This is a genomic window from Neolewinella agarilytica, from assembly GCF_900110645.1.
In the GTDB taxonomy this organism is placed as follows: Bacteria; Bacteroidota; Bacteroidia; order Chitinophagales; family Saprospiraceae; genus Neolewinella; species Neolewinella agarilytica.
In genome coordinates this window covers 545254-564371 of the sequence record NZ_FOFB01000001.1, presented here as the reverse complement: position 1 = coordinate 564371, position 19118 = coordinate 545254, and the positions used below count along the sequence as shown (strand labels likewise).

Below are 19118 nucleotides of genomic sequence, written 5' to 3'. Positions count from 1 at the left end.
ATAGTATGGTAGTAGAGAAGTATAATACCATTAATAAGATAGCAGCATTTCCCGTTGAAGGCTTCAAAGCTCTTCAACAGGAGAGTCAGCTGGAAGGATATAGATTCCTGCTACGGTTGGAAAAAGACTGGCTTAACGGAACAAATACGTTCTCCGCAGCAGGGGAGGGCTTATATGAAGTGCGGGCCCAGGGAGAGTTAGTTGCGATCGGTGGAATAAACACTGATCCCTACGGAGCGTCCGCCGCAGACGGGAGGTTGCGGCGCTTCTACGTGAAGGAAGCTTACCGGAGAAAGGGCGTGGGTAAAATGCTGGTAGACTTTATCCTGCAGCAGCATGCCGCAAATTTCGAACGGGTATCGCTGTATACTGGGGAGCTTGCTGCGGGCGCGTTTTACGTTCGCTGTGGGTTCGAAAAGGTGTTGGGGGAGGAAAAGGTATCTCATCGGATTGAGCTGAACTCGTAGTTAATCAGGGCTAAGAGAGTGCCCCTGATACTTGCTACCTTCGCGCCAAAACCCCATGATCGTAAAACTCACCCAGGGCGACCTCAGGACCAAATACGGAACCTTCAAAGAAGCCCTTTACTATGATGGGCAGAAAGAGTCGATTGCGTTGTACCTGGGAGATTTGTCCGGGGCGGAGGACGTACTCTGCCGGGTACATTCTTCCTGTATTTTTGGGCACTACTTCAACAGTGTGGAATGTGACTGCCAGGAGCAAATGGATGTTTCGCAGCAGTTGATTGCAAGGGCGGGCAGGGGGATCATCATTTTGCTGGATCAGGAGGGTAAGGGCAATGGTCATTTTGCTTTGCTGAACAGCGTTCGGTTTAAGCGGGAAGGGGAGGGGCAGGCAGATGCTTATGAGTTAGCGGGCTTTAAACGGGATAACCGGGACTTCAGAGCGGCGGCTAAGATCCTCAACGATTTGGGGGTAAGCTCCGTAAGAATGCTGACCAACAATGAGAAAAAGGTGGCGACTTTGCGGGAGCAGGAGGTCGTTGTGACGGGGACAAAAGAGATTGTGCTTTGAACGATGCTACAGGACAGTTCATTGCTATTTAAACCTTTACCTTGCACCTGCGTACAGCGCCCGAAAAGACGACTGATTTGCAGGTCTGATCGCTGAAAGAGGTTCTTACCTCAAATTGAACACCATGAAAGTAGATATTCTCGCCATTGGCGTACACCCTGACGATGTAGAACTTAGCTCCTCCGGAACGCTCCTCCGACATATTGACCTGGGGTATACCGTTGGCCTGCTCGACCTGACCCGTGGAGAACTTGGCACCCGGGGAAGTGCAGAAATCAGGACCGTTGAGGCGGCTGCTTCCGCCAAAAAAATGGGTGCTAAATTCAGGATCAACCTGGATATGCCGGATGGCTTCATGCAGTACGAAGAAGCCAATCTCCGCAAAATCATTGGTGTCATCCGCAGTTGTCAACCCGGTATTGTATTGGCCAACGCTCTGGGCGACCGGCACCCCGATCACGGTCGGGCCGCAAAACTCGTTTCGGACGCTTGCTTTTATAGCGGGCTAATGAAGATCGAAACACTGGGAGAAGATGGCAAGCCTCAGGAACGGTGGCGGCCCAAAGCACTGTATCACTACATTCAGGATCAGAACCGTAAACCGGACTTTGTAGTCGACATCAGCCCGTACCTGACCAAAAAGATGGAGCTGATACGCTGTTTTGCTTCCCAGTTTGATGACCATAAGGAAGGCAAATACAGTAAGGAAGCCAAGACGCCCATCAGCGGTGCTGATTTTATGGCCTTCATACAGGCAAAGGGCAGGAGCTTAGGCAGGGAAGCGGGTTTTGAGTTTGCCGAGGGCTTTGAGGTCAGCCGGTATCCTGGGGTGGAGGACTTATTTGATCTGAAGTGAGGTCGTTGCGCGTTGAGCGTCCGGTTTCGAGCTTGCGCTTGTGTTGCTTAGCCGATCAGTAGGTTAGGAATAGACCGTAAAAAAACCTACCTTTGCAGCCGCAAAAATGAAAAAATATGTCTACTGCAACAGCAACGAATTATAAAGTAAAAGACATCAACCTGGCGGCCTGGGGCCGCAAGGAGATCCGCCTGGCGGAGGCAGAAATGCCTGGTCTGATGGCCCTCCGGGAGGAGTTTGGCGCATCGAAGCCACTCAAAGGAGCCCGCATTGCCGGCTGTTTGCACATGACGATCCAAACGGCAGTCCTGATTGAGACGCTGGTGGAGCTGGGTGCTGACGTTACCTGGTCCAGCTGTAACATTTTCTCCACTCAGGACCACGCCGCTGCAGCCATCGCTGCTGCCGGCATCCCTGTTTTCGCCTGGAAAGGAATGAACGAAGAAGAGTTCAACTGGTGTATCGAACAGACGCTCCACGCCTTCCCCGGTGGTGAACCGCTGAACATGATCCTGGACGACGGTGGTGACCTCACCAACATGGTCTTCGATGATTACCCCGAGCTCTGCGCCGGAATCAAAGGACTCTCCGAAGAAACGACTACTGGTGTTCACCGCCTGTACGAGCGGATGAAGAAAGGTACCCTGGTGATGCCTGCCATCAACGTGAACGACTCCGTTACGAAGTCTAAGTTCGACAACAAGTACGGCTGTCAGGAATCTGCCGTAGACGCTATCCGCCGTGCGACTGACGTAATGATGGCCGGTAAGGTAGCCATCGTTGCCGGTTATGGTGACGTAGGTAAGGGGACTGCCGCTTCCCTGCGCGGTGCTGGTTGCCGGGTAATCGTTACCGAGGCCGACCCCATCTGTGCCCTACAGGCCGCCATGGACGGATTTGAGGTTAAAAAGATGATGACGGCCATTCACCGTGCGGACATCATCGTTACCGCTACCGGTAACTTCAACATCCTCACGGAACAGCACTTCAAGGCGATGAACGACAAAGTCATCGTTTGTAACATCGGTCACTTCGACAACGAGATCGATATGGCATGGCTCAACGCTAACTACGGTGATACCAAAGACCAGATCAAGCCACAGGTTGACCTCTATAACGTAGACGGCAACGACGTGATCATCCTGGCAGAAGGTCGTCTGGTGAATCTCGGTTGTGGAACCGGTCACCCTTCTTTCGTTATGTCTAACTCTTTCACTAACCAGACGCTGGCGCAGCTGGAATTGTGGGAAAACAGCGACAAGTACGAAAACAAAGTATATATGCTGCCTAAGCACCTGGACGAGAAAGTAGCCCGCCTGCACCTCTCCAAGATTGGTGTCGAGCTGGAAGAGCTGTCAGTCGATCAGGCCGAGTACATTGACGTACCCGTTGGTGGACCTTACAAGCCTGAGCATTACCGCTACTAATTAATGGCAAGCGCTGGTTCTTCTTTCTTAGAATCAGCGCTTGCTCATTATACCTGTCTGGCAAAATTCAGGAAGACATTTTAAAGAACGTGATGATGGTTGCCATGCCATTTTCATGGCAATTAGTGTTAAAGTTGAAAATATTGGTGCTTAAAAAGCTATATTTGGGTGCCTAAATAGAATATTTTCTTTTTTTTGAATACTTATTCACTAATAATTACGATATTGGGTTTTTTAAAGGCCACTTCTGTTTTAGGATTCCAGAGGGCCTCTACTATTGAGAGATGATTGAACGCTATGAACGATAGATCTTACGGCCGCTTCCCCTGGGAGGCGGTTTTTTTTTCAGGTACTGTCAGCGAGCCTGGATTTGCACGGTTGAATAGCGGTTTTTCGTAGGGCGCGTACGCAGGTACTTAGGATTTGTTCAGCAGAGCAGGATGGTTGATCGTGTAAACAGGTGAGTGAAAATTCTGAATTTATTTCCTTTTGATTATGCTTAACAGGTCAAAAAAGTGTGTTTGGATAAAAAAAAGCGGCTTTAGTCATTAGAATCGGGATTCAGGAAGTTTTCTTTTCCACCATCCGTCTATTTTTGTGAAATGCCAAAGACTAAGATTCAGATCATTGAGGATGATGCCAGCTATGCGCTAGAGCTCGAAATGGTATTGACTGAATTAGGGTACGACGTTATGCCCGTAATTGAAAAGCCGACTGAGTGGACTCCGGCGGATGACGATCTTCCGGATTTGGTGCTGGCAGACATCTATTTTGGCGGAAAACCGGAGGGTGTTCAGGTCGTAAACAAAATGCGGAGAAGAGGTATACCGGTTGTATTGATGACTTCCAGTAATGACCGCAAGTTGTACGAATATGCGAAAAAAGAATTTCCAAGTGGCTACATTGAAAAGCCATTAAAGCCCGTAAGTCTGAATGCCATTATTGAGAGCGCATTAAGCAATTATGATGATCCTGGTGTGGTTGACAAAGCACTGGAAGAGTGGTCAAGGAAACAGATCGTTAATAAGTTTCTGTTTGTCCGTCATGGTAAGGGCTTAGTAAAACTTGTTGTTTCAGACATTTCCCTTATTGAAGCGGATGGAAATTACTGTTACCTCCACGAAAACGGACGTCGCTACGTTGTAAACAAACCCTTGCGCAGGTTTAAGGAAATCCTGTCAGGGCAAGGCTTTTTACAAATTAACCGTAGCCAGCTCGTGAACTTCAACATGGTCGATCAACTCAGCTTCGCTGAGTCCGAGATAATTGTTGCGGGAGAAACGCTGGCAATCGGGAGTTCCTATCGGGAAGAGGTGGACAGTTGGCTTCACCGCTTATGAGCGGGAAGTTGCAGGCTAAAGATGCTTCCCCGGCCGGGCGTACTTTTTACGGTCAGGATCCCATTGTTTTGTCGGGCAAGGTCCCCACTCAATATCAACCCCAGTCCGGTACCGGGCTCGCCGGAGGTTCCATTGGTCGAAGATCGGTTTTCCAGCGCAAAGATGTTTTTTAGTTTTGCAGGAGGGATGCCCACTCCGCTATCAGACACGATCAGGGTGACGGAGCTGTTCTGTCGGCAGGACAATGCTGAAAGGGAAACTTTGCCTCCCTTAGGAGTAAACTTTACCGCATTATCCACCAGGTTACGCAGGATGGTTAGCACACTTTGCCTGTCGGCATAAATACATCCATGCGGGTCGGAGAGGACGAGATTGATAGACTTAGCATTAGCTAAATCCAGGTATAGGGACTGAGCTTCGCGGAGCAATTCTGCGACGTCAAGTTTTTCCGGTTGCAGTTTAAAGCCTTCTCCCTGAACGATAGCCCAGGAAAGGAGATTGTCGAGTAGCTTTTGCGTACGAGCTACTGCGCCATCTACGGTTTCTCCTATTTGATGAACTTCGTGAATTCGGTTTCTTTCAATCAGGAAATTAACCTTTTTGGTCAGGCCTCGCAAAGAAATCAAAGGCGCCCGCAGGTCGTGTGAAATCATAGCGAAGAGCCGGTCTTTGGTAGAGTTTATGTTTTGAAGCTCTTTGTTTTTTATGGCAAGTTCTTCTGTCCGTTCGGCTACTTCCCGTTGTAGTTCTAAGCTTCTTTGGCGCAGGCGGGCAGTACGATACTGAATAAACCCGAAGGTCAATAGGGTCAGCAGGAATGCCATAGCTAATAAGAAAGGGAGGGAGAAGTAAAAAGGTCGATGAACGATTACCGGAATCAACAGCTCCCGATCAATCCAACCGCTTCCGGAAGCACGTGCTTTTATCCTGAGTTTATGAGTACCGTAGGGGAGGCCCAAAAGGCGTAGACGATTTTCTTTCTGATAGTTCCAATCATCAAACACGCCTTCCATCTTCCAGGCGTAGGAAATGTCGGAAGAAGTATAATCAAGCAGATTAAAAGAGAGCAGGAAAAACTTATCGCCAGAGGCCATTTCAATTTTCCGGCTACTGAGCAGGGAAGCTGTCCGATCTTCGATTTTGTTGGTGGCGTTAATGTGCTGAGTAAGGCTGTTAATGCGAAGTGGGGCCTTACTTTCCTTGAGGTTAATGTCGGAGGGATGAAAGGATGTCAAGCCATCAAGCCCTCCAAAATACAGCGTTCCGTCGGTAGCTCTGTAGTGAGAAAAGGTATTGAACTCATCATGTGCGATACCGTCCGCAGGGTGAAAACTAATGATATTCTCCTCTCTCGGGCAGAATCGCATAAGCCCTTTATTACTCGGTAGCCAGAGGTAACCATCGTCGTCCTGGTAGACAGCGTACAGGGTGTTGTTGGTCAGGCCATCCTGAATGGTGAAAGTGCGATGCACGTCAGTTTCGGGGTTCCAACGAATAAGACCAGCGTTAGCAGTAGCAATCCAGAATATGCCCTGCTCATCTTCAAAGAAATGCTTTACGTTGTATTTACTGAATTTTGAGCGGACGATCCCTTTTTCCGCCTGTAGGAGAAACAGGCCATTTGAACTGCCGATCCATAAGCCCGATGGGGTATCATGAAAATGGGTAATGGTGGATTGTTGAATCAGGTCAAAACCATTTAGTTTGGAATAGGGGAGGTAGTTTTTGTCATGGGCTGAAGAAAAATAAACGCCCAGGGGAGTCCCAAAAAAGTAAGTTTTGCTGGCGGAATGATAATAGGGTAAGAGTAAGGCGGCCCTGGAGTTGTTTTCGCCAAAAACATGGATGGAGTCATCCCGGATCATACTAATGTTATTGCCATAGGTGCCGGTCAGGATCTCTCCGTTCTCCATCCGGAAAAAGGCGTTCATGCACCAGCAAAGATCGGGCAGGCAGAATGGCTTAATGGAATCTGTTGCCAGGTCAATTACGCGGTTTTTTTGGTATGTACCTACCAGTAATCGACCATCAGATATTTCTGTAATTCCCCTGACGGAAGTGTTCCGCTCGTCCTTAAAGTGGGTCTTGAACAGTTTGGAACGAGTACTGATGAGGAATAAGCCAGTAGTTGTGCTCAGCCAGGTGTTCCCGGTAACATCAATGAAAAAATGCATCGGACTCCAGGCAACGACAGCCAGCTTATTGAGTTGGTCGGATAAATCTGCGATCATCTCCCCTTTCTCATCAAAGATCCATAGGACTTCTGTGGTAGCCAGCCAAAGATTATGGTTGGCATCCCGTTGTAAGACGAACCTCTTGTCATCAGTATTATTCCTCAGGTCTTTAAAGCGCAATGGTTTGCCAGCCCTGTTGAGTGGTATCTTAGAAGCTACTCTGTCTTTGCTTAAAAACCAAAGCAGTTCTTCCAGGCGATCCATAGTTGGGAGAATCCGAAAGTTGAAGCTATACTGATCCGTGCCTTCCATAAAAAAACGGGGACGTAAGATGGGCGCTTTGCGTCCGGGGAATTTAATCTTGCCAATAAGGGTGCCACTAGTATCATACTCGGTTGCCTGCCATTCATTGGGGTCTAAATGGAGGACGGTACCCCAGGGAGTTGGCTGAGAGGTTTGGTCGAAACGGACGGTTGAGTTGATTGGGGTGTCAGGGTCGGAGCCGAATATCCGTTGGCTCGGATCAGTAAAAAACAGGGAAGGGGCTGTAGCGGGAGAAGGAAGCCTTTTAAGACGATTAGGAAAACGCTCTTGCCGGAAATTGTAGCCCCGGGCATCTCGTGTATAAGGGGAGAAAAGAAAGGAAGTTCCGTTGTCGGTTATAATGCGAAAATGATCATCAGCTGTCAATTGCAGGTCGCTTATGTACCTGGAGAATGGTAAGGACTCACGATCCGTCGCAAACACGAATTCTTGTCCGTTATACATCGCCAGACCAGTGGACATACCTACCCAGATTTGTCCGATAGAATCCTGGGCAACGCAGGTCGTAGAGCGGTTAGGAAGACCGTCTTCAAAGGAAATAAATTTTATCTCGTACGCTTCTTCCTGTCCCATCAGAAAGATCGGGGAAAGCAATAACAACAGCAGAAGCTGACTGGTCATAAAAGCCTTAGTAGCCAAGCCGGAATGAATGTAAGCGATAGATATCAATGGGATGGAATAATCGACTGACGAACAGAAATAAGCGTTCGTCTGTGTAGAAGTGTGTAGTTCTTAGTGCATCAAATCTAATAAGAATATTTTATACCGAAAGTGGCCAGGAAAAAGAGCAATGTTCATTTGCTCCTCTATTGGAGCTTGTTCAGATTAACTTGTGCCATGCCGGCGTTCACACTTCAAAAGCTCACGTGAATTCACATTTACCATGATCACTGAGCAATCCATCAGGCGTTCATAGAAGTAAAGATCATGTTCACACTAAAAAAAGGTAGCTCTACCACTTTTAGCTCATTTTAGTAAATGCTTTGGTGTAAATTTATAACCAGTAAAGGGCCTTTAGCCGCTTTTTTTTGATCTTTTGAATGCTTTATTCCATTTTTTTTATTCGCCTTCAGAAGCAGCTTTGTAGAGTTAGTAGAAGAAAAAAAACAGCTGTGAAATGCTGTTTCGCCCATCGTTTTGGTGAGCTTTTCTATTGGTTTTACTTATGCGTTTAGGTTGGATATTCAATATTTGCAGTTTAATGAAATAGCAGGTTGGTTATTTTTTACGACGAATGGTCGCGCTGAGGAATTGCTGCCTCCGTGAAGAGGCGATTGATTAGTGCCGAAAGCATCATAAGCAAATTCATTTGTCTATGATGACCAGGCCGTCATGGTTGCCAGCGGTCATTTACAGATAATATGTTTTAATAAGGAGAAATTTTACGCTTGAACAAAACGATTTAGGGTTTGCATTTTACTATTTTCCATAGGCTATATAAGAAGACTTGAACAACACATATTGCCGGTCCCTTGAATTGGGACCGGCTTTTTTATTTGCCCTTTTCATCATAATGACAACACTTGAAGAAGCAGAACGCGCTCATTCCGTACCTTCGGCCCGTGTCCGATATCCTCCTCATAACGCCTCCTTTCACTCAGCTGAATACGCCCTACCCGGCGACGGCTTACCTGAAGGGTTTTCTGAATACGAAGAACATTGCTACGGAGCAGATAGACCTGGGCATTGAGGTGATTCTGGAGCTGTTTTCGCAAAAACGGATGACGGAAATTTTTGCGCGCTCGCAGGTGCAAGGGAAGGAACTAAGCAGCAATGCCAAACGCATCTTCGCCCTGCGCGAAGAATACCTGGCAACCGTTGAGCCCGTAATCGCTTTCCTGCAGGGAAAGCAACCAACGCTTGCCCGGCAGATTGCCAGCGAGAACTTCCTCCCGCAGGCCAGTCGCTTTGATCAGCTCAGCGAGCTGGACTATGCCTTCGGTACCATGGGCCACCAGGATAAAGCCAAGCACCTGGCGACGCTATACCTCGAAGACCTGTCTGATTTTATCGTTGAATGCGTAGACCCGGACTTTGGCTTCAGCCGTTACGCGGAGCGAATCGGGCGTAGCGCTAATTCGTTTGATGAGCTGTACGACAAGCTGCAGGGACCCATGACTTATGTAGACGAGGTGACCATAGAGGTGCTGAAGGCGAAGCTCACCCCGAGCGAAGGAAACCTCTCCCCAACCCCTCTCCTGCAAGTTTCGCCTCCGGCTCAACGGACCTCCGAAGGAAGCCGCGAAGCGAAAGGGGCTAGTGAAAACGCTCCGCATTTTAAAGGCAGTACCTCCAACACCTCCAACGCGCGGCAGCCTACCGAACTACCAGACTACCAGACTACCTTAGCCTGCCTAAGCGTCCCCTTTCCCGGTAATCTCTACTCCGCCTTCCGCTGCGCGAAGTGGCTTAAGGAAACTTACCCAGGTATAAAGACAGCCATGGGCGGCGGATTTGCCAACACGGAGCTGCGCAGCGTCAACGACGCGCGGGTATTCCAATTCTTCGACTACATTACGCTGGATGACGGAGAACTGCCCCTGGAGCTCCTGCACGAACACTGCTCTCCTAAGACCTCCGCTGCACCTGCGGTCCCGCGCCTGAAGCCCTTACTCAAACGCACCTTCCACCTGGAAGACGGGGAAGTGATCTACAACGACTTTTCCCTCCGCCGCGACTACCGCATGCACGAAACCGGTACGCCCGATTACACGGGGCTGCCGCTCGATCGCTATATCTCCGTCATCGAGATCGCCAACCCGATGCACAGCCTCTGGAGTGACGGCCGCTGGAACAAACTCACGATGGCCCACGGCTGTTACTGGGGCAAATGTACCTTCTGCGACGTCAGCCTCGATTACATCGGCAACTACCAACCGGTGCAGGCGACCTTGCTCGTGGACCGGATGGAAGAACTCATTGCCCAAACCGGCGAAAATGGTTTTCACTTCGTTGACGAGGCCGCCCCTCCCGCGCTGATGCGAGATCTGGCCCTCGAGATCATCCGGCGGAAACTCCGACTGACCTGGTGGACGAACATTCGCTTCGAAAAAAGCTTCACACCTGACCTTTGCCGGCTGCTGCAGGCCAGCGGCTGCATTGCCGTCTCCGGCGGGCTGGAGGTAGCCAGTGACCGACTGCTGGAACTCATTAAGAAGGGAGTCACCGTCGAACAGGTAGCCCGGGTGACGGCCGCTTTTACTGACGCCGGCATTATGGTCCACAGCTATCTGATGTACGGCTACCCAACGCAGACCGTGCAGGAAACCGTAGACAGCCTGGAGATGGTGCGGCAACTTTTTGAAGCCGGAACTATCCAGTCGGGTTTCTGGCATCAGTTCGCCCTGACGGCGCACAGCCCCGTTGGCCTGGAACCCGAAGCCTACGGCATCATACCACATCATCAGCCGATCGGGTTTGCGAACAACGATGTGCAGTTTACCGATTCCACGGGCATCGATCATAGCCGCTTCAGCTTTGGCCTGAAGAAGTCGCTCTTCAACTATATGCACGGAATGTGCTTTGATTATCCGCTTAGCGAGTGGTTCGATTTTGCGGTTCCGAAAACAACAATTTCTCCGGACTACATCGCGGCGGCTCTGGAATATGAAGACGATAGCCTTTCCCGTAAATCCGCCCGGATAATTTGGTTGGGCGGCGAGCCGGAAGTGACTGACCCGGGGGCAGATCAATTGGAAATCCGCCTCTTTGACCGGCGGGATACGGACGTTGTGACTTTCGACGAGGGTAGGGGAGCCTGGCTGCTGTCAATGCTGAAACGCATCGGTGACCGGGATCAAAGCCTGATGACACTTGCTGAACTGCGGATCAATTATGAAGCTGCTTTTTCGGACTTTGAAGACTTTTGGTACACGGAAGAAATGACCCTGGTGCGGGGCTACGGGCTCCTGGTCGTTTAAGGAAAGGATTAAACGCGTATGAAACACTACTTCCGGCTACAGCGAACGATTATAGAACGTCACCTTCGGGCGTGGGGGCTGGCGCCCTGGTTGGTGTATACGCTCGTTCCGCTTGTATTCGTGGGAGGGAGTTTGTTACTACTGGAGCGTTCGGAGTATGCTGCCTATGCGATTGCTGCCGGGGGGCTATCTCCACTTCAGTTGCTGGGGGAAGCGGAGCGCAACCGATTTTTAAAGATACAGTTTTTGCCCGCTGATTACCGCAATATAAGGCTGGCAGAAAACGGGGCGATTACGCTACCGTTCGTGTTGCTTTTTCTGGCGACTGGTTTTTGGGCGCTGGCGCTGGTGCAGGCTTTGGTTGGAGGAGCGATGGCCTTTCTCAACGGTCGGAGCCGTTCTTCTTTCGCCTTACCCACTCCCTTTTCCCGCTATCCGTTTGAATTTGCCATCGGAGCCAGGCAGTGGTGGCCACTGCTCCTCATCGCCGCCTTCCTGCTGGTGATGGGCTTGCGGGCGGACAACTTCGAGCTCTCCGCCTTCGCCTGGTTCGTCACCGTCTTTACGGCCATGGCCTTCTATCAGCGGCCCGAGCCGGGCTTCTACGTTTGGGTACATACGATGACGGGAAAGCAGTTCCTGATCCGTAAGCTATTCATCGGCTGCGGGTATTTGTTCCTGCTGGGCTTTCCCTTTATCCTTTGCCTCTTCCTCTTTTTCCCGGAATGGTGGTTAATCGTTTTGCTGGGCCAACTCATCGCCTTCCTCTACCTCTCCTTGATGATCACCATCAAGTATACGGCCTACCCACAGGAGATAAGCTTGCCACAAGGTTTTGTCATCGGAGCGGGAATCATGCTGCCGCCCTTATTGCTGGTAATTGTGCCTTACTATTTCTCACTGGCGAGCCGAAGGCTCGGGCTGGTGCTGGGGAGGGGTGGTTGAGGAGTTGTCCACAGTATCTTAAATCTGAAACTGACCAGCCCGGTTGAGGTACTGTGGACAGTACCTCAACCGGGATCAACGGATAGACAAACGTTATCTTGCTGCCTCAAATTTTTATTAGTGGTAACCCTCACCAAACTCTCTAAGTCCTTTGGAGCTAACCAAGTCCTCAAAAGCATTAGCGCCACCTTCCCCGCCGGAGGTGTCTACGGCATCATCGGGGAAAACGGAGCGGGGAAGACGACGCTCTTCCGGTGCATCGCTGGTCTGCTCACGCACGAGGGAGCGGTGAACGGGGTGGACGATACTTTCCGCCACCGACTTGGCTTCCTGCAAACGAATAACTTCTTCTTCCCGAAGATGACCGGCCGGGAGTACCTCCGCCTCCTTTGCCAGGCGCGTAGCGCGCCGGATGATCGCCTGGACCAACGCAACGTCTTTGACCTTCCGCTGGAGGAGTACGCTGAGAACTACTCCACCGGCATGAAGAAAAAGCTGGCACTGTTGGGCGTATTGCTGCAGCCCAACGACATTTTTATTCTGGATGAGCCCTTTAATGGAGTCGATATTCAGAGCAATATTCTCATCACAGAAATTATCCGGGAACTGAAGCAGAAGGGAAAGACGGTGCTGATCTCGTCCCACATATTTTCTACCCTGAGTGATACCTGCGACGAGATTTACCTGCTCAGGGAGGGGTATTTCGTGAAGAAGGTCAGTCCGGCAGACTACGCCTCGCTGGAAAGTGAAATGATTGACGTTACGGTGGGTGACCGGCTCTCGCGGCTTGGTTTATAACGCCGACTTTAATCGGCGGCAAATATTGTCTTATCAGGCCCCCGCCGGCTAAAGTCGGCGGTACAAACGCTCTCCCTGCAACCGTTAACAATCTCTCGCGTCTTTCCCATTGTGTTAATAGCTACTACGAATCAATACCTCATCATACTGGCTGGCCTGGGCTGGCTGCTTAGTCTGTACTTTGGCTTCTTCCGCTACCGGCAGTTTGTCTGGAGCCGCAATAAAGTGCGCTACGATCTTTTGCTCAAAGTGGATCAACGACGGGCGGAACTGGCCAGTAAGATCCTGCTGTTAGCTTCTCTTGGAGCCGACGGTAAAAGAGCCGAGGCTCGTGTGGCCTCCTTAACGCGTCGTTACTTTCAGTTGCTGTTACAAATCGATTACTACCAATCCACGGATGGCATGGATGAAGGGATGCTGGAGCATCTCCGCCAACTCGTTCGGCAAGACCTGACGGAAATAAGCGTACTGCAACCAACGCTATTAGAACTGTTCCAAACCTGGGCGACAACCCAGGCTGCTTTCGATGGATTTACGGCCACCTTACTCCGCTCTCCACTATCTGAACAACCTGCTTTATGCGTGTAATTTTTTTGAATTCTCACCGGGGAAAGTCTGGTGTGCTCAACGGCAAACGCCTGCCGGAAGACTACATCCTGGCTTGTAAGTTCTTTGACTGCGGTATCATTGACCGCAGTGAGACGCTGGACCAGGGCTTTGCCTACAGCGTACTGGACCCCATTTCCGGAGATATTGGCCCTCCGCCTGATTCTCATGATTTTGGCGAGGTTTGTGATGCAGTGGCCCAAGGCATTGTAGCGCGGGCGCGGCGGGAAGACCGCGCCATCCGGGTGCTTTGGTCGGGTGGCATAGATTCTACCGTTGCTCTCATTGCTCTGCTGCGAGCCTTACCCCAGGAAGAATACTACCGGCTGGTGCCCCTGTTAAACATGATCTCAATTGATGAGTATCCGCTGTTCTTTCGTCAGCACATCCTTCACCAATTGCCCTTCAGGCATACCCGGTCGCCCATCACGGGGCACTTCGGTAAGCAGGACTTACTGGTCACCGGAGAGCACGGCGATCAGCTATTTGGCAGCGATAAACTCCTGCCCCTGATTCGGAACGGGCTTTGCTATGAGCCCTGGGAGAAGGTATTGCCTTTGCATCTCTTTGAAAAGTTCAGTTCCCGCAAGAAGACGGACCGGCTGATGGCCTACCTCGCGCCGCAGATTGCTTCAGCTCCGGTAGCTATTCAAAGCACCTTCGACCTCTTCTGGTGGCTTAATTTTTCCATTAAATGGCAGCAGGTGACGCTGCGCCTTCCGGTGTTCAGCTTTGAGGAAGACACGCGGTCTGTCTACGATCGGATGCATCACTTTTTTCGGGATGAGCGCTTTCAGCAATGGAGCATCAATAATCACCCTAACCGGGCTTGTGATGGGCTGATGAGCTACAAACAAGCGGCGAAGGACTACATCTTTCAGTTTACGGGAGATGAAGACTACCAACGCACAAAGACTAAAGAACCTTCGTTGAAGAACGTCATCCTTAACCGAAAGGAGCAGGGGAATGTCCGCTACCGGATTTCCATGGGAGATGACTTTTCGCCTAGTGTGGAGACTTTTCACCGGGATTTTAAGAATCAGCGGATTGTTTGAGGTGGTCGCTTCGCGACTTGTAGGTTTAACCACAGAGTTGCACGGAGGGAGACACAGAGGAACACGGAGATGAAGTGGTCGCTGCGCGACTTGTAGGTTTAACCACAGAGTTGCACGGAGGGGGACACGGAGGAACACGGAGATGAGGTGGTCGTCGCTTCGCGACTTCATTTTAACCACGGATTACACTGATTTTCACAGATTGGGGCACAGATTTTGCCCAAAACCCAAAATTATAACCAATGAATAAACTTGCTTACACTGAATTCGAGTTCGCCAATGGGCTTCTGTATGATTACTCCGATAATGATTACCCCACCCGGCTACACGCCTGGACGGAGGACTGCTCATTCAAGGAAGAAGGATCTACCTTTTACGGGTATGTATTTGAAGGTCCGACTGAAATCACGACGGCGAATAACCGATATCAACTACTGGCCCGGCAATACTTCTGCATGAAGGACGGCTTTGCACTGAGTGGCGGAAGGGGCATCGTTATTGAACGGGTAGGCTTTCGGGGAATGGATTCCCTTGGTGGCCCGGTTGAAGACTGGGGCCGGTTGAAATACATTGATGGTTGCACAGATTCTTTACTGGTGCCCCCCGTGAAATTGGGAGACCCCTGCCTGAATGCGCTATTCTTCCCTGAGAACATTGATCAAACCGCACACACTCACCCATCTATGCGGGTCGGGATGGTCATTGAAGGCAGCGGCTCCTGCGTAACGCCGGAGGCAGAGTACGACCTGATTCCCGGCAAAATCTTCATCATACATCCCGACGGGACGCATCGCTTCCGTACCCGGGCAGGAGCCAAACTCACGGTTGTCGCTTATCACCCAGACTCTGATTTTGGCCCGAAGGATGAGGATCATCCGATGATTAACCGGACGATCGTGGATGGGGTGTCGGCAGCGAAAATTGAAGACATCCGGACGGTCTGATGGCCGTCGGCCCTAAAAGCTCCAATCCTTCTTCCAGAGGTCAATCAAATCAAAACTGATCTTAAAGGCCGTGGTCGGTTTAGCGTTGTTGGCATCGGCTAAGACTGCATAAGTGCCCACCCGAAGTCGGCGCCGGGCGCCGATCTTAAACACCCGCTCAATGCCGGCGAACACCTCCTGATAGCGAAACTTCTCGTCCGGCAGGTAGAGGAAACCGCCTCCGGCCACCGCTTTGATTCTTGTTTTCTTCAGCAGGGGGATATTATTGACCAGCGCCCCGTTGAAGTGGTGGATGTGGTGAAACTCCAGAAAAAGGTTACTGGTGTTAAGCGAAGTGTCCAGCGCCTGGAAGGTCTGCCGCGGATCAGACATCAGGATCGGGTCCGACTGCCGGAAGCGCTTGATGTCGATGAAGCGGAGGTCTTTGGTGTTGATGAACTTCCCCGTCCGGAATTCATAGTTCGTGGTGCCTAAAGCACCAAAGATGATCTGTTGCTCGATGGAAAAACGAACAAAATCAAAGTCAATATCGCTGCCCAGTGGGCCAGACCATCCTTTCCGGTGCAGCACCGAAAAAGTAGGCCACTTGCTCCCCAGGCGAATCTTACGGTCAGGCTCCCGCATATACTTCAGGCCCGGGGTGTAGCTGATTGCGGTGGTGGTAATGAAGGCTTCATAGGGCTCGAACTCCTGAACTTCCTCTTCATCGTCCACCAGGCCATCCAGAAAAGAGCTGGTTTCCAGACCGGTAATGGGCTTACGGGCACTGAGCTCTACTTCATTGTAGACGGTCAGACCATTGACCAGCTCGATGGAATGCCGGACCCGTCCGGCGTCTTTGAGGATATAATTGGATGGCCGCAATTGGTTCAGGTAGGCATCAAACTGGTTGATGGATTCATAGCTCCGGCCGCCGCTGGCGGAAAGGTCGCCGAGCCGGAAAGGGTCGTAGCGGAACCAGGTGCTGAAGTGACCGTTCAGGTCCCCGTTTTTAAGACCATAATTTAGTCCGCCGGAAGTATTGATCATCTGACCGTTCGGGTACCGACGGTTGTAAGAAGCGTAGGGGCCAAGACGCCATCCGCCAACGACGGAGAAGTCGATGAGTTCGGGCAAAGACCCAACGTAGAGGTGGCTTTTTTGCTCGTTGTTGCGGAAGCCAACACCGTCCCAGGCGATTTCCATCAGGGTGATTTTGTTGTAGCGATCCTGGATGCTGTCCTGGTATTCCTTACTGGACGTTATGGCTTTAAGACTGTCACGGATGCTGACCATTTTAGCCTCCTCTTCGGTCAGCCCGACGGTACGACTTCCCTCCCAATAACTACTGTCCCGTTTGTAGGCTTCGCGGGTGGTGACGGCTACCTCATTGCCAAAAAACTTTGGAGGGAAAGCGTAGTTGTGTTCGTAGTCGGAGTAGCTCAGCGTTGTCGTGCCACGGAAGGTGGTTCGCTTGCCTTGTTTGGCGACATACTTCAGAGCCTGCCGATTGACAATCCAGATGTCCTCTCCCTCAGCGGTTTCGTAAGGGGTGTAGTCCTGTTCCAGCCGAAACTCATCGAAAAACTTCAGGGCGTACTTGCTGAAGCCGAGGTCGAGGCGGTTGATGGTCCAGCTCCCTTCGTTAATCCAGAGGTAGCCCTCACAGGTGGAGTTGCCTCGTTTGCGGGGGGTGACTTTGATCTTGTACACGATCTGGTCGCCTTCCAGATCGGTACTGATGAGCTTGAATTTATAGGACAGTACGCCCGTTCCACTCAATGGGGAGATGACGGGGGAGTCGGCAATGTCAGTCAGCGACACCATGTTCCGGTAGAAGTTGAAGTCGGTTTCGGCGAAGCGGGGAACGAACAGGCCCCGGACATTCCCGTAGGCCTGGTAGGCCGTCCGCTCTTCTTTGTAGTTGTGCGGTGGCTGAAAGTTGAGCTGTACTTCCATCTCCAGCAGGTTGAGACGGCCGAGGAGTTCTTTCCGGGCTTTTTCCTCTTCCGCAAATGGATCAGGAACGCCGCCCTCATCGGTTTCTTCCGGCTCCGGAGCAGGTCTGCGGGCGGTACGTTCAATTTCTTCGACGGCCTTGACGTACACTTTGGAGCGGGAAGGGGGCGCAGAACGCAGGTGCAGGGTACGGTTATCGGACACCTTTTTCATGATGCCGTAGGCGGGGTCCCGCTTGCTGGCATTGACCGTTATTTCGTTCAGCTCAACACCGGAGGTTTCCAGGCGAATGTTGAGCTCTACGGTGTCCAGCCCAACGATCACGCTGGATTTATTGGAGGTGTATCCCAGGCTGGAGAATACCAGTCGGTAGTTGCCCTCCAGGTTGAGGTTGAGTTCGTAGTAGCCCTGGTCGTCAGAGGTAGTGCCCGTTCCCAGCTCCTGTACCAGTACATTGGCGTAGGGGACGGGCTCGTTGAACTCATTGGTTATGTGTCCGAGTACGGTTTGCGCAGCGAGCGGCAGCGCCAGCAGGGCACACAAAAAGAAAAGTATTCGTTTCATTTAGCTATAGTGGGTACTCTAAAGACGCGTAAAACCATAAAAAGAGGCCTTGCAGGAAGACTTTAAGGGTTCTTTAGGTCTTTCGTTTGGCAGGAATGTACACCGACAGGCCTTTGAGGTTCAGATGGTGGTGGGCTTTAAGGAGGGAAGAGGTAGATGGAATGGTTGGACGCTTGCAAACAGTATGTTTGTGCGAAAACCTATTTTGCGGACCGAGCTCTATACCTTGACCGAAAACAACGCTAAAAATGTCCCCCAAACGAATCCTCTTCACCGGCGGCTCCGGCAAAGCCGGAAAACACGTCATCCCTTACCTGCTGGCGCAGGGCCACCGGGTATTGAATGTGGACCTTGTACCCCTGGATCATCCGGGAGTGGATAATCTGATCGCTGACATTACGGACTCCGGGCAGATGTTCAACGCCATGAGCGCTTACGCCGGCTTTGATGAACTGGAAGCGGGGACGGGCGTGCCAGCTTTTGACGCGGTCGTCCACTTTGCGGCCGTGCCCAGGATATTGCTCCAACCCGATAATGAGACTTTCAGGGTCAATACGATAGGGACTTACAATGTCATCGAAGCAGCGGTAAAATTGGGGATTAAAAAAATCATCATCGCTTCGTCGGAGACTACCTACGGTATCTGTTTTTCGGACGGGAAGACAGACCCCAAAGTTCTGCCACTGGAGGAAGACTATGACGTTGACCCGATGGATAGCTACGGACTATCCAAGGTGGTTAACGAAAAAACGGCGCGTAGCTTCCAGCGGCGATCCGGCTTTGATATCTATGCGCTCCGCATCGGGAACGTGATTGAGCCGCACGAATACGCCGAGCTCTTTCCCGGCTATTTTAAGCATCCGGAAGTACGGCGGCGGAACGCCTTCTGCTACATTGACGCCCGCGACCTGGGGCAGATAGTGGACCTTTGCCTACAGAAGGATGGCCTGGGCTTTCAGGTTTTCAACGCGGGCAACGACCACAACGGAGCGATCATCCCCAGCAGAGAGTTGGCGGAGCGCTTTTTCCCCGGAGTACCACTCTCCCGGGAACTGGAAGAGCATGAGGCTTTGTATTCCAACCGGAAAATCCGGGAGGTACTGGGCTTTAAGGAAGAGCATAATTGGCGAAAGTACGTGTCGGGGTAAAAGGTAAAGTGTGTGGCCACCTTGCTCTTTACCCTTCTTTGCAC

The 19118-nt window shown here is 51.1% G+C and carries 14 protein-coding genes; 12 read left to right on the top strand and 2 right to left on the bottom strand.

Going from position 1 to position 19118, the window contains the following annotated elements:
• Positions 1-5: 5 nt before the first annotated feature.
• The 5 genes from BM123_RS02165 to BM123_RS02145 all read left to right on the top strand — a co-directional run bounded on the left by BM123_RS02165 (position 6) and on the right by BM123_RS02145 (position 4658).
• Positions 6-467 carry a GNAT family N-acetyltransferase gene (locus tag BM123_RS02165; protein ID WP_090165150.1) on the top strand — a complete coding sequence of 154 codons (462 nt, stop codon included), beginning with the start codon at positions 6-8 and terminating at the stop codon, positions 465-467.
• A 55-nt stretch (positions 468-522) separates the two neighbouring features.
• Complete coding sequence (locus tag BM123_RS02160) at positions 523-1035, top strand: GTP cyclohydrolase II (RefSeq protein WP_090165149.1); 513 nt, start codon at positions 523-525, stop codon at positions 1033-1035.
• 124 nt (positions 1036-1159) lie between these two features.
• Positions 1160-1891: a bacillithiol biosynthesis deacetylase BshB1 gene (gene bshB1, locus BM123_RS02155; RefSeq protein WP_090165148.1), complete on the top strand. Its 732-nt coding sequence runs from the start codon at positions 1160-1162 to the stop codon at positions 1889-1891.
• 116 nt (positions 1892-2007) lie between these two features.
• Entirely contained in the window at positions 2008-3318 is a 1311-nt protein-coding gene (ahcY, locus tag BM123_RS02150) for an adenosylhomocysteinase (RefSeq protein WP_090165147.1), read from the top strand.
• Between the two features lie 602 nt (positions 3319-3920).
• The gene (locus tag BM123_RS02145) at positions 3921-4658 is read left to right on the top strand and encodes a LytR/AlgR family response regulator transcription factor (protein WP_090165146.1); all 738 of its coding nucleotides are present in this window, start codon (positions 3921-3923) and stop codon (positions 4656-4658) included.
• Here the strand turns inward: BM123_RS02145 and BM123_RS02140 are convergent.
• The gene (locus BM123_RS02140; protein ID WP_090165145.1) at positions 4646-7777 is read right to left on the bottom strand and encodes a sensor histidine kinase; all 3132 of its coding nucleotides are present in this window, start codon (positions 7775-7777) and stop codon (positions 4646-4648) included. The genes BM123_RS02145 and BM123_RS02140 overlap by 13 nt on opposite strands.
• Positions 7778-8718: 941 nt before the next feature.
• Here BM123_RS02140 and BM123_RS02135 point away from each other — a divergent pair.
• The 6 genes from BM123_RS02135 to BM123_RS02110 all read left to right on the top strand — a co-directional run bounded on the left by BM123_RS02135 (position 8719) and on the right by BM123_RS02110 (position 15424).
• Positions 8719-11076, top strand: a complete 2358-nt coding sequence (locus tag BM123_RS02135; protein ID WP_245748387.1) for a B12-binding domain-containing radical SAM protein — start codon at positions 8719-8721, stop codon at positions 11074-11076.
• 18 nt (positions 11077-11094) lie between these two features.
• Complete coding sequence (locus BM123_RS02130) at positions 11095-12021, top strand: hypothetical protein (RefSeq protein WP_090165144.1); 927 nt, start codon at positions 11095-11097, stop codon at positions 12019-12021.
• A 120-nt stretch (positions 12022-12141) separates the two neighbouring features.
• Entirely contained in the window at positions 12142-12819 is a 678-nt protein-coding gene (locus tag BM123_RS02125) for an ABC transporter ATP-binding protein (protein WP_090165143.1), read from the top strand.
• Positions 12820-12930: 111 nt separating this feature from the next.
• Positions 12931-13407: a hypothetical protein gene (locus BM123_RS02120; RefSeq protein ID WP_090165142.1), complete on the top strand. Its 477-nt coding sequence runs from the start codon at positions 12931-12933 to the stop codon at positions 13405-13407.
• Complete coding sequence (locus BM123_RS02115; protein WP_090165141.1) at positions 13398-14480, top strand: hypothetical protein; 1083 nt, start codon at positions 13398-13400, stop codon at positions 14478-14480. Before BM123_RS02120 ends, BM123_RS02115 begins: the two co-directional genes overlap by 10 nt.
• A 242-nt stretch (positions 14481-14722) precedes the next feature.
• On the top strand, positions 14723-15424 hold the full coding sequence (locus tag BM123_RS02110; RefSeq protein ID WP_090165140.1) for a cupin domain-containing protein: 702 nt from the start codon (positions 14723-14725) through the stop codon (positions 15422-15424).
• Between the two features lie 12 nt (positions 15425-15436).
• Here BM123_RS02110 and BM123_RS02105 read toward each other — a convergent pair whose 3' ends face one another.
• Entirely contained in the window at positions 15437-17926 is a 2490-nt protein-coding gene (locus BM123_RS02105) for a DUF5686 and carboxypeptidase regulatory-like domain-containing protein (protein WP_090165139.1), read from the bottom strand.
• A 248-nt stretch (positions 17927-18174) separates the two neighbouring features.
• On the opposite strand from BM123_RS02105, the gene BM123_RS02100 reads away from it, so the two are divergent.
• Positions 18175-19074 (top strand): NAD-dependent epimerase/dehydratase family protein, encoded by a 900-nt coding sequence (locus BM123_RS02100; protein ID WP_090165138.1) that lies wholly within the window; start codon positions 18175-18177, stop codon positions 19072-19074.
• Positions 19075-19118: the final 44 nt, after the last annotated feature.